Annotated in this window: 9 protein-coding genes, 2 tRNA genes and 1 riboswitch; of the genes, 8 read left to right on the top strand and 3 right to left on the bottom strand. The window is 36.2% G+C overall.

Translation table 11 applies throughout. The features are described 5' to 3' along the window. Positions 1 to 236 precede the first annotated feature (236 nt). From EGT49_RS09715 to EGT49_RS09700, 4 genes are all read left to right on the top strand, one after another. A complete protein-coding gene (locus tag EGT49_RS09715; protein WP_135373819.1) occupies positions 237 to 1,544 on the top strand; it encodes a hypothetical protein in 1,308 nt (435 codons plus the stop codon). A 250-nt stretch (positions 1,545 to 1,794) separates the two neighbouring features. Further along, positions 1,795 to 4,002 carry an anaerobic ribonucleoside-triphosphate reductase gene (gene nrdD, locus EGT49_RS09710; protein WP_135373817.1) on the top strand — a complete coding sequence of 736 codons (2,208 nt, stop codon included), beginning with the start codon at positions 1,795 to 1,797 and terminating at the stop codon, positions 4,000 to 4,002. Next, complete coding sequence (gene nrdG / locus EGT49_RS09705) at positions 3,932 to 4,513, top strand: anaerobic ribonucleoside-triphosphate reductase activating protein (RefSeq protein WP_135373815.1); 582 nt, start codon at positions 3,932 to 3,934, stop codon at positions 4,511 to 4,513. Before nrdD ends, nrdG begins: the two co-directional genes overlap by 71 nt. A 305-nt stretch (positions 4,514 to 4,818) precedes the next feature. Beyond that, positions 4,819 to 6,618, top strand: a complete 1,800-nt coding sequence (locus EGT49_RS09700) for a heavy metal translocating P-type ATPase (protein WP_135373813.1) — start codon at positions 4,819 to 4,821, stop codon at positions 6,616 to 6,618. Here the strand turns inward: EGT49_RS09700 and EGT49_RS09695 are convergent. After that, a complete protein-coding gene (locus tag EGT49_RS09695) occupies positions 6,613 to 7,236 on the bottom strand; it encodes a DNA-3-methyladenine glycosylase (RefSeq protein WP_135373811.1) in 624 nt (207 codons plus the stop codon). The two genes, EGT49_RS09700 and EGT49_RS09695, sit on opposite strands and share 6 nt — an antisense overlap. Before the next feature lie 115 nt (positions 7,237 to 7,351). Here EGT49_RS09695 and EGT49_RS09690 point away from each other — a divergent pair. Together EGT49_RS09690 and EGT49_RS09685 are read left to right on the top strand one after the other, a co-directional pair. Continuing rightward, a tRNA-Glu gene (locus EGT49_RS09690) sits at positions 7,352 to 7,423 on the top strand. Positions 7,424 to 7,427: 4 nt separating this feature from the next. Further along, positions 7,428 to 7,500, top strand: a tRNA-Val gene (locus EGT49_RS09685). A gap of 429 nt (positions 7,501 to 7,929) precedes the next feature. On the opposite strand, the gene EGT49_RS09680 is transcribed toward EGT49_RS09685, so the two are convergent. Further along, entirely contained in the window at positions 7,930 to 8,604 is a 675-nt protein-coding gene (locus tag EGT49_RS09680) for a hypothetical protein (protein WP_135373809.1), read from the bottom strand. Positions 8,605 to 8,696: 92 nt separating this feature from the next. After that, positions 8,697 to 8,773, top strand: a riboswitch (SMK box riboswitch). Here EGT49_RS09680 and metK point away from each other — a divergent pair. Next, positions 8,771 to 9,967 (top strand): methionine adenosyltransferase, encoded by a 1,197-nt coding sequence (gene metK, locus EGT49_RS09675; protein ID WP_135373807.1) that lies wholly within the window; start codon positions 8,771 to 8,773, stop codon positions 9,965 to 9,967. (Overlaps the previous riboswitch by 3 nt.) A gap of 3 nt (positions 9,968 to 9,970) precedes the next feature. Next, complete coding sequence (locus EGT49_RS09670; RefSeq protein ID WP_342772249.1) at positions 9,971 to 11,521, top strand: MDR family MFS transporter; 1,551 nt, start codon at positions 9,971 to 9,973, stop codon at positions 11,519 to 11,521. Here EGT49_RS09670 and EGT49_RS09665 read toward each other — a convergent pair. Continuing rightward, positions 11,465 to 12,115, bottom strand: coding sequence for a phosphatase PAP2 family protein (locus tag EGT49_RS09665; protein WP_135373803.1), 651 nt, complete (start codon positions 12,113 to 12,115; stop codon positions 11,465 to 11,467). The genes EGT49_RS09670 and EGT49_RS09665 overlap by 57 nt on opposite strands. Between the last annotated feature and the right edge of the window lie 81 nt (positions 12,116 to 12,196).

Raw genomic sequence — 12,196 nt, 5'->3', positions numbered from 1 at the left:
CAACGAAGAATTTTGGGGTGAGGTCGCTTAAAAAGTTATATTATTTGAGCCAAGAAAATGTCAACTTGACAAGGACGAGTGCATTCCAGTCCATCACAGGGCTTGTGCGGAAGACGGCATCCTAAACCACCAACAATATAAAAGAAAACTGTTGTATTTTAAACCTCGTTCCATTTTTTTTGCGTGATTTCTGTTAGAATATTCAGAGATAAAAAAATTTCAAGGTGAGAATAAAAATGAAGCGAATAACGAATATTTTTAACGAAGGTGCCTTAGACTTACTGGCAAATGCCGGAGTCGCGATACCGTATTTCTTCTGTTTGACTTTGTATAATCAGAATAAAAGTGTCTTTGCTTATGCGTTACCATTTCTGATGCTCTATACTTTTAGGGCTTTAGGGATGTTGATGACAACTTTTATCACATTGCCGGCTTCAACGATGCTTGCAATGTCCAGTTTTTTTGGCGTTATAGGTTCGTTATGTATCTTAGGAGCTGGTAATCCGGTTTTTGGTGTTATCGGTGGAATCTTGTTAGGCCTGGCATCTAGCTGGATCTGGCCTTACTATTTGACGGTCCGTTCTCGGGGAAAGATGGATAAAGAGTTTAAGTTTAACCGGATGCACTTATTGTCGGTCGTTTTGACTTTGATTTTGCTTTTGGTAGTTGAGTTGATCGCTACTAAGACAAAATTGTTGAGTTTGTCGTTTGTTTTATTGGCTTTTCTATTTTTTGCAGCGATGGTCGGCGGCATGACGATCACACATCGTTTGACGTTCTATCAAGGAATTGAGACGAAACAAAAATTTCGGATAAATTCTTTATTCAGTTTAATTGTGCTAGCCAGTTTAGTGATGATGGTCTTTATAATTCGTTATTCCAGACTTCAAGCTGTTTCAAAGACTTTTGATTTGTTGATTGGTGTGGCTGCCATTATGCTATTTTTGTTCTTGGCTTATTATCAAATTGATATTCATAAGAAAATCTTTCCGGTTAGTTTGATGGCTATCAATCGTGGTGTCGTAATGAATTTCGTGATGCTGTATGCGATTTTTGATAGTACAGTTCGCTTTGGTTTTAATTCATTGATGTTGATCTATGCGATTTATTTAATTGGTTTTGAATTAGGTCCAATTATTTTGAAGAAGTATCAATCTTTACGTTATCCATTGTTGTTGATTGGACTGTTGTTAACTTTGATTAATTTCACGTATTTCGTTGGTTTGTTCCTATGTGCAGTCTTTGTGGGAACGGATAATAGAATCTTAAATGATGCCCTTTATAGCAATCCTGACCTAGATTCTGAGCGAACTTTCTTGATTAAGTATCAATTGTCTTGTGTTGGAAATGTTTCCCAACAACTAGTTTATATGACAACAATTTACTTTATTAGTTACTTTACTAATGTCAATGCTTTAGGCTTTTTCAATAACTTAGCTGATGGACCAACTAATGGTGTCTTGTATTCAGTTCATATTTTTATTACGACAATTGTTTTCATATATGCGGCAGTGACATTTTACTTTGCCCGTGAAAAAGAATAAGCATTACAACGCTACATTTTTTTAAAAATTTTTGTAATTGCACAAAATGAAAGGTTATTTTGTTAGATAATATAACGGTGTTTTGTGAAATATCAAAGTGATAATTTCTCAAAAAAATAAAATAGACTACTATATATAGTATAAATGTGTTATATAGCACAATATATTGTATTTAGTAGTCTTATTTTTTTATAATTTACCTTGTACAATATTATTATTGGAAATTATTTTTGAAATGGTGGGAGTATGAATGGAAACCGTCTTGAAGCAATTAAAAGCTATTCCAGTTGAAAAAAAGGGTGGAACGCTTACTAAATTTTATGCCTATAAAATTACTTTTATTTTGGATAAGTTACAATTGTCAGAAACTTCAAAACAAGCTGTTCAAGAGGCACTTGTTGCAGAATTTTGTGACCACGAATTAATCAAAACTAGTCAATTGCATCAATTTATTTTGGAGCAATTAACTACTATATCGCCAGCTGCTGCCCAAAAGTATCAGACTCATTTTCTAGCTGATCAAGATCGTTTTGAGAGAGCTACTAACGTTCAATTAAATATCGAAAAGTTATTTAGTCGCAACGAAACAGTGGTCCATGAAAATGCTAATAAGGATAGTAATATTTTTAATACTCAACGTGATTTAGAAGCCGGTGTAGCTAGTCGGGCTATGGGGTTAAAAATGTTACCCGATCTAGTTGCTAAAGCTCATTTACGCGGTGATATTCATTGGCATGACTTAGATTATTCACCAGTGACACCAGAGACTAATTGTTGTCTGATTGATTTTGATGAAATGCTCAGTAATGGATTTAAAATTGGCAATGCCTGGGTAGCTTCCCCTAAATCAATTCAAACGGCTACCGCACAGATGTCACAAATTATCGCCAATGTTGCTTCATTACAGTACGGAGGATGCTCCGCTAATCGAATCGATCAATTGTTGGCACCATATGCTCAATTGAATTATCAAAAACATTTAGCCGATGCTAAAAAATGGATTGTCGAAGACAAGCAAGTAGAATTTGCTAAAGAAAAGACTAAAAAAGATATTTATGATGCCATGCAGGCCTTAGAATACGAAATTAATACTTTGTATTCTTCACAAGGACAGACGCCATTTACAACGATTAACTTTGGTTTAGGAACTAGTTGGATTGAAAGACAGATTCAAAAATCCATTTTAGAAATTAGAATAAAAGGTTTAGGAAAAGAGCATCGGACAGCTATTTTTCCAAAATTGACCTTCACAATTAAACGTGGCTTAAATTTGAATCCTGACGATCCTAATTACGACATTAAAGAATTGGCCTTGGAATGTTCTACTAAGAGAATGTATCCTGATTTATTGATGTATGACAAAATTAAAGAATTAACGGGTAGTTTTAAGACACCAATGGGTTGTCGCTCGTTTTTACAAGGTTGGAAAGATGAAACTGGCAAAGAAGTCAATTCTGGTCGAATGAATTTAGGCGTTGTAACGGTCAATTTACCAAGAATTGCCTTAGAAGCTCAAGGAGATATGGAGTTATTCTGGGAAATCTTTGAAGAGAAGATGAATATTTGTCATCAAGCTTTAGAATACCGAATTGAAAGAACTAAGCAGGCAAAGCCTGAAAATGCACCGTTATTGTATATGTATGGAGCATTTGGCAAGCGTTTGAAGAAGACTGATTCAGTTGATGAACTGTTTAAAAACGAGCGTGCGACTGTTTCATTAGGTTACATTGGTTTGTATGAAGTTTGCACAGCCTTCTTTGGTGATCGCTGGGAAAATAATCAGACGGCTCATGCTTTCGCTGAAAAAATCACTAAAGCGTTGCATGATAAATGTCAGATGTGGGCTAAAGCTAGTGGTTATCACTATAGTTTGTACTCGACGCCGGCGGAATCGTTGACGGATACTTTTTGTCGTGATGATTTAGAGAAATTTGGGGCAATTCCTGATATTACACAAAAGGAATACTATACTAATAGCTTCCATTACGATGTCAGAAAGCATCCCAATCCCTTTGAAAAACTTTCCTTTGAAGAAGTCTTTCCAAAGTATGCTTCTGGCGGTTTCATCCATTACTGCGAATATCCTAATTTACGTCAAAATCCTAAGGCACTTGAGGCAGTTTGGGACTGGGCTTATGATCATGTAGGTTATTTAGGAACTAATACTTCGATCGACCAGTGTTTTAAGTGTGGTTTCAAAGGTGAATTTAATGCCACGGCAAGAGGATTCGTCTGTCCAAGCTGTGGTAATCATGATCCACAATTCTGTGATGTGGTTAAGAGAACTTGTGGTTATTTAGGAAATCCTCAACAAAGACCGATGATTCATGGTCGGCACGTGGAAATTGCTTCTCGAAAAAAGAATTTAACTCCGGAGATGATAAAGAATGCCGCAGAATATGAGAAAACCAAACAATCCGACTCCCAAAGAATGGTTAAGCGCGGATTACAGTCTTAAAAAGTATGCTGACTACAAACCATTCAATTTTGTCGATGGGGAAGGCATTCGCTGTAGTTTATACGTTTCGGGATGTTTGTTTAAGTGTCCAGGGTGTTATAACGTCGCCGCCCAGAGTTTCAATTATGGCAAGCCATACACGAAACAATTAGAAGATCAAATCATTGACGATTTGAGCCAAAGTTACGTGCAAGGATTGACTTTGTTAGGCGGAGAACCATTTTTGAATACTGATGTTTGCTTATCACTTTGTCGACGTGTTCGTCAGGAATTCGGCCATGAAAAGGATATTTGGTCGTGGACTGGTTACACGTGGGATGAGATGATGCAGGAATCAAGTGATAAATTAGAGTTGTTGTCCTTACTTGATATTTTAGTCGATGGCCGTTTTATGCTTGATAAAAAGGATTTATCGTTACAATTTCGAGGCTCATCTAATCAAAGAATCATTGATGTACCAAAATCTTTAGCAAGTGGCAACGTTATAATATGGGATAAATTAATTAAATAAAGAAGGCTGTACTAATAGATTTTTCTTCTATTATGTACAGCTTTTTTAGTATCATTATTCAGCTCATCACAGAGCTTGTGCGGAGGACGGCAAGTCTAGGATGAAAACTAATTGATAATTATCCCGATTTAGGAAAATTAGGATAGTTAAAATCAATAAAAGTCTACTGATGTAGCTGTTTTTTAAAAGAAAGTAAAATGACAATTAAATAAGAATCATTCCAATTTATGTCTCAAAAGACTTCTTTTCCTAACCTGAACAAGGTATAATTATCGTAATAAGATAAATGGGAAGGTTGTGATTTCATGAACTCCGATAAAATTAAATTGTACGGAACCTTAACGATTGGTTTTCTTGCTGCAATGTTGGAATTTGTTTTCCACTTGCCTCAGTATGCACAATTAATTATCAGCGTTCTGGGATTATTATTAGCATTGATTATGTTTGTCGACATGATCAAGGTTTTAAAGTCGGGAAATTTTGGAATTGATTTATTGGCTATCACAGCAATTGTCGCAACGATAGTTTTAGGTCAATATTGGGCCGGTTGGATCGTATTATTGATGCTAACCGGTGGCGATACCTTGGAAGAATTCGCTGCGAACAAAGCTAAAAGTGAGTTAAAGTCACTTTTGGATAACACGCCATCACAAGCACATCTAATTGATGATTCAGAGATCAAAGACATTGATATCGATGATGTTAAAGTGGGTGATACATTATTAGTTCGTCCTAAAGAACAAGTTCCAGTCGATGGGATCGTTTTTGAAGGAAGTTCGGAAATTGATGAATCATCACTGACGGGAGAATCAGTTCCAGTCAATGTTGTCAAAGACTCTCATGTCATGTCTGGCTCAATCAATGGTGACAATCCTTTTAAAATTAAGGCTGAGAAAGTGGCTGCCGATTCAGAATACCAAGCTATTGTTAAGTTGGTCAAAGAATCAGAAACTCATCCAGCTAAATTCGTTCGTTTGGCTGACCGTTATGCTGTACCATTTACTTTGATTGCATATATCATTGCGGGAGTTGCCTGGTACGTTTCAAAGGATCCCGTTCGAGTTGCCCAAGTTTTAGTTGTAGCTTCACCTTGTCCACTAATTTTGGCGGCTCCAATTGCCTTTGTCTCAGGGATGAGTCGGACGAGTCGAAACGGTATTATTATCAAATCTGGTACAGCACTAGAGAAACTCAATTCAGCTCAAACAGTTGCGTTCGATAAAACAGGTACCATCACAAAAGGTAAGTTGGTAGTCGACGAACTCCTTGTGCCAACTAATTTTGACCAAAACCAAGTTATTGCTTATGCAGCTAGTTTGGAACAGAATTCTAGCCACGTTATGGCCAAGGCAATTGTTGACTATGCGATTGAAAAAAAGATTCCTTTCGAAAAAGCCGAAAATTTAAAAGAAATTACTGCTCAAGGAATTCAGGGTACGATCAATAGCCACGATGTTAAAGTTGGCCAAGCAGAATTCGTAACGACACAGGAAGTTCCTGAAGTGACTGGTTCGGGAGTTTATATTTCAATCGATGGTCAATACGCCGGCGTGTATAGCCTCTTAGACCAAATTCGTCCTGAATCTAAATCAACGATTCAAAAATTAAAGGATTTCGGTATCAAAAACATTTTAATGATTTCTGGCGATAAAAAAGAAGCAACCGAAATGGTTGCTTCAAAAGTTGGTATCACACAAGCTTTTCCATCTAGTTTGCCGGCTGATAAAGTTAAAATTATCAATAATTTACCTAAAGAATTCCATCCGACTGTGATGGTTGGGGATGGTGTCAATGATGCGCCTGCACTAGCTTTAGCTGATGTTGGTATTGCGATGGGATACAAAGGTGCCAATGCTGCCAGTGAATCAGCCGACGCGGTTATTTTGCAAGATGATCTTAGCAAAGTTTCGACGGCCGTAAAAATAGCCCACGATACCATGAAAGTTGCCAAAGAAGCCGTGTTGATTGGAATCTTCATTTGTATCGCCTTGATGCTGGTGGCAGCTTTTGGATTGATACCAACAATCATCGGTGCGATGTTACAAGAAGTAGTCGATACGGTAGCCATCCTTTATGCTCTTCGTGCTAGAAGTGACAAATTATAACCAACCGTAAGTATCTAAATTCATATCACGCTTGGGTAATTTGGAAACATAAGGATTACCCTCAACAATAAAACGCATATTTTTTGAAGTCCAAGGCTCCTTATTCTTCACGCCAATTCGTGGTGTGGCTAGAATATTTTTCGGAGTTTGGACTTTTTTTTCGGAAAAAATAAAGTTATTGTCATTTAATTTAGTCCCTGACAAAGCTTTGTTCTCAATACCAAAGGCAGACATCCATTTAGCAGGTCCATTAGTGACGTCAAAACCAGTCTTTTTACGATTCTGTTCCATGAGCTCTAAACCATCAAGCGGCTGTAGAGCGCGAATTAAGATACCATTTGGCGTGCCGGCTTTTTGAATACTAATATCCATATCTAACCAACTGTGGATCGAATAAATATAAATTGTTCCACCAGATTGATAGAGTGGGTCGTTTGCATCAGTGTGTCGACCATTGTAACTGTGAGCCGCCATATCGATTGGTCCTAAATAAGCTTCAGTTTCCACAATAATTCCTGAAAATTTACCTTTTTCAGAATTATAGGTGAAAGTATGACCCAACATATCCTGCGCTAAATCCATTGTTTCCGCGCTTTCGAAGTACTTTTGAATATCCAAAATAAAAAATCCTCCTGTTTTTTCAAAAAAAGTTAAAAAAAAGCTTGCTACACTCTTATTATTATTGTATTATATTTCTTGTGCTTGAGAGAGCAAAACATAAATAAATATTTATGACCCGTTGGTCAAGTGGTTAAGACACCGCCCTTTCACGGCGGTAACATGAGTTCAAATCTCGTACGGGTCATTTTGGAGGATTAGCTCAGCTGGGAGAGCATCTGCCTTACAAGCAGGAGGTCACAGGTTCGATCCCTGTATCCTCCATTCCAAAAACGTTAAGCATCTAACTTTGTTAGGTGCTTTTTTTGTGTTTTTTAATAAAATGATGACAGGAAGGTAAGTGTGGTTTTTAGGAGCTAGTTTATGGTCACGAACTTTATTATAAAATATGCTAGGATGGCGATTATTGAAGTTCCCGCAAGAAAAAGTACTAGAATATTTTTATTACTTTTTTTCGAAGTGATTGTTTTCAAAAATAAATGGATCATTAAAAACATAAGTAATAGTAGGGAAAATATATGCATGATAATTCCTCCGTGTTTTTATTCAAAAAAAGTATATCAAATATTTGCAAAGAAAATTGTAAATATTGAATTTAATTTTAGATTTGCAAAATAAGAAGGTCGTACTAACTAAAAAATCTAGTTAGTACGACCTTGGAATAGTTGATATAAATATAAATAATGCTTGAAACTAGATGATCAAAATAATATTTCCCACAATCCGATAAAACAAGTTTGGCTCTGAAAACCCATGATACCTTTTCAGTAAAGACATTAATAAAACAAATACCACGATAACAATCGCCGTGATCAAATTAATATACTTTAAAGCAAACAAGATCAAAGCCAAAACAGACAAGGCACCAATTTGAATATAGTCAGTAATTTTTCCTTCAAAATAATTGATCAAAACGCTAGCTAAGTTTATCAAAAGCAGTGGTACAACAAAGTTAATTGAGATAAAATGCATATAGGTAAACGCTAACGCAATTGACATGAAACTTGGTACGACAAAGTTCTCAATCAAGGGACGATAGTTTTGATAATTATCTGGCAAGTACTTGACTAAGTATAGGAAGACTAATTGTGCAAAGATCAAAATGATGACAAATTTGTTGAGTGAACTGAGTGATAAAATGGCAACAATTAGATAAATGACACTATATAAGATGTGAAAGTACCTATTAGGATTGAGTTGTAGGATGTAATCCTTATAAAGTGCAACCATCGCCACCATAATGATCAAGAAGCCGTTGATTGAATAGTTATGAAGATCATTTACAAAAATAAAGATAAATGGAAATATGTGATAGCTTATAAATTCCATGAAAGATATTAATAATTTTTTAGATTTTAAATTGGTCATGAGTACTCCTCTGGTTTATAAAATCATATTAATGTAGAAAAAGTTTAACGTCAATTACAGTTTTTTTATGAAAACATCTCTGTTTTGTGTTAACCTGTTAAGAGGTTCCTGATGGGATCCTTTTTTGCGAGGAGAAGCCCTGTAACCGAAAAGGTGGAAAGAAAACATGTCAAAAAATTATTTATTTACTTCTGAATCAGTTTCAGAAGGACATCCAGATAAAGTTGCTGATCAAATAAGTGATGCAATTCTCGATGCTATTTTAGCAAAGGATAAAGATGCACGTGTTGCGTGCGAAACAACCGTTACAACTGGTTTAGTACTAGTTGTGGGAGAAATATCAACTACCGCATATGTTGATATTCAAAGCGTCGTTCGTAAGACCATTACGGATATTGGCTACGATGGCACTAATCCAGGATTTGATGGTAATAGTTGTGCCGTATTGGTAGCACTAGATGAACAATCTCCTGATATTGCCCAAGGTGTAAATGACGCGCTTGAAAAACGTGATAACTTAAAGGACGTCGACCCATTGGATCAAATCGGTGCCGGTGATCAAGGTTTTGTTTTCGGTTTCGCTACTAATGAAACTAAAGAATTCATGCCATTACCAATTTCTCTAGCTCATAAGTTGATGAGAAAAACCGCTGAAGTTAGAAAGAATGGTACGATTCCTTACTTAATGCCAGATGCAAAATCTCAAGTTACCATCGAATATGATGGAAATGATCATCCAGTACGTGTTGATACAATTGTTTTGAGTACTCAACACAAAGCTGACGCAAGCTTAGACCAAGTTAAAAAAGACATCAAGAAATATGTTATTGATGAAGTTGTTCCAAGCAACATGATGGATGACAACACAAAGATTCTAATCAATCCTACTGGTCGCTTTGTTATTGGTGGACCAGAAGGAGATTCCGGTTTAACTGGACGTAAAGTTATCGTTGACACATACGGTGGCTTTGCTCGTCACGGTGGTGGTGCCTTTTCAGGTAAAGATGCTACTAAAGTTGACCGTTCAGCTAGTTACGCCGCTAGATACATCGCTAAAAACCTTGTTGCAGCAGGTGTGGCTGAAAAAATGGAAATCCAAATTGCTTATGCCATTGGTGTAGCAAGACCAGTATCAATTCACGTTGATACTTTTGGTACTAGTGATTATTCAGAAGAGCAAATTGTTGACTGTATCAAACAATTTTTCGACTTACGTCCACTAGGTATCATCAAAATGTTGGATCTACAAAGACCAATTTATAAGAAGACGGCCGCATATGGTCACTTCGGACGTACAGATATCGATTTACCATGGGAAAAACTTGATAAAGTTAATGATATTAAGAGTTTCTTGAAAATTTAGTCGGTGATTACAGAGGCGTTCCTTAAAGGCAAACTTTTTGGAAACGTCTCTTTTTTTATGGGAGGGTTTATTTATATGGAACAAAAGAATCAATCAAATGTAGTCATTGTTACAATTGCGGTCTTTATCGCAACCTTTATGACAGCTATTGAAGGGACAATCGTCTCGACAGCCATGCCAACGATAATTGGAAGTCTGCATGGAGTCAGTCTGATGAATTGGGTTTTCTCAATTTACTTATTAATGACTGCAGTTGCGACACCGATTTACGGAAAATTATCCGATATTGTCGGACGTAAACCAGTTTTGATGATTGGTTTAGTTTTGTTTGTCATCGGATCGACGTTGTGCGCTATGTCAAATTCAATGTTGACGCTAATTTTAGCTCGGGTGGTTCAAGGAATTGGTTCAGGGGCGATTCAACCACTGACTTTTACAATTATCGCGGACATTTATCCCCTTGAAAAAAGAGCCAAAGTTTTAGGATTTAATGGGTCCGCATGGGGAATTGCAGCAATTATTGCTCCTTTATTAGGTGGTTTTATCGTTGAACAATTAAGCTGGCACTGGGTTTTCTTGATCAATTTACCAGTTGGATTGTTGACGATGGGCTTAATCTGGTTCTTCTTTAAGGAAGAAAAACGTGAACATGAGAAATTAAGCATCGATTATACCGGAACAGTTTTATTGATTTTCGTCTTGTTGCCTTTGATGTTAGCATTACAAAATATCGGTAGTGGCAAAGCAATTTTGACCGTAGTATTAATATTGGTGTCACTCATTTCAATTTTCTTGTTTATTAAGACAGAAAAAAGAGTTAAAGACCCAATTTTGCCATTGGAATTATTTAAGAATAAAACTTTCGTTATTCAGAACTTATTAGCATTGATCGTCAGTGGTTTCTTGATTGGCTTTGAAGCCTACATTCCTACTTGGATGCAAGGAATTCTCGGACTTAGTCCTTCAATGGGAGGATTCGCCGTTACACCAAGTTCAATTGTTTGGATTTTCGGATCATTCTGGGCTGGAACCTTAATCAAAAAAATGGCTCCGAATAGAGTCATTTACATTAGTTTATTTTTCTTAGCAATTGCTAATGGCTTGTTATTAATGGCTGGACCAACAACACCATTTATTTATTTCTGTAGTTTGGCCGCTGTCGCCGGTTTAGGATTTGGTTTAACGATCACAACGACAACCGTAACGGCACAGACCGTTGTTGAACCAGAAAATGTTGGGGTAGCAACTAGTTTCAATACTTTATTGAGAACTATTGGTCAATCAATGATGGTTTCAGTTTACGGAATCATTTTGAATACTGCTTTAGCCAAAGGTGCAGCAGAAAATAAGAATATTTCAGTCGATATGATGAATAAGCTGATTGATCCACAAACGGCTAATTCGTTGCCACATGAGCTTTTGCCCAAAATGCGACAAATTCTTTTTTCTGGATTGCACAATATTTACGTCGCTTCTCTTGTATTATTAGTGTTGGGTTTAATTTTGAATGCCTTTGAGCTGAAGAATAGAAAGATTCTTGGCTCTGAACAATAGAGTATTAAAGGTTAGGATAGTAGCTGCTAAAGTATATCCACCTAACACATCACTCGGATAGTGAACGCCGAGAAAAATTCGACTGAAGCCGACTAAAACTACCGCGATTATTGCAAGGATACTGATGATAAATTTGATTGAAGTTTTCTTTATAATGAAGAAACTGATAATTAGAAGTGAGATGTATAACGCAAACGAGCTGGCTGAATGCCCACTAGGGTAACTGAAGCCACCTGCATAAACATAATGGTGATGACTTGGTCGAGGTCGATCCATTATGTTTTTTATTAGGCTATTTAAGAGCGCAACAACGACTTTATTCAATACTAAAAATATTCCAGCATAATAATATTTTTTACAAATTAAAATTATAAAAAATATAGTCGCCAGTAATATTGTAGGAATTGTGTCACCCATGTTTGTAATCGGTTTAAAAATATTAAGGGACCAATCGTTGTGGTGATAAAATTGTTGAATCAGTGCTTGATCAAAAGATGTAATGAGCTTTGTTTTTAAGGCAACGTTCGCCGTCCAAAAGACGAAGAATAATGCCAAAAAGATATCCAAAATGGATAATTTTTGAGTTATTTTCATAATTTTTAATCTCTCTATTGTTTAAGTTTTTGTTAAGAAATATAATAAAGTATAAAGATTTTGAGGGAGAGCAAAATACTT

The organism is Companilactobacillus suantsaicola (assembly GCF_004745525.1).
Taxonomy (GTDB): domain Bacteria; phylum Bacillota; class Bacilli; order Lactobacillales; family Lactobacillaceae; genus Companilactobacillus; species Companilactobacillus suantsaicola.
Note: the sequence above shows the minus strand (reverse complement) of the source record. Positions and strands in the feature narration are given on the sequence as shown.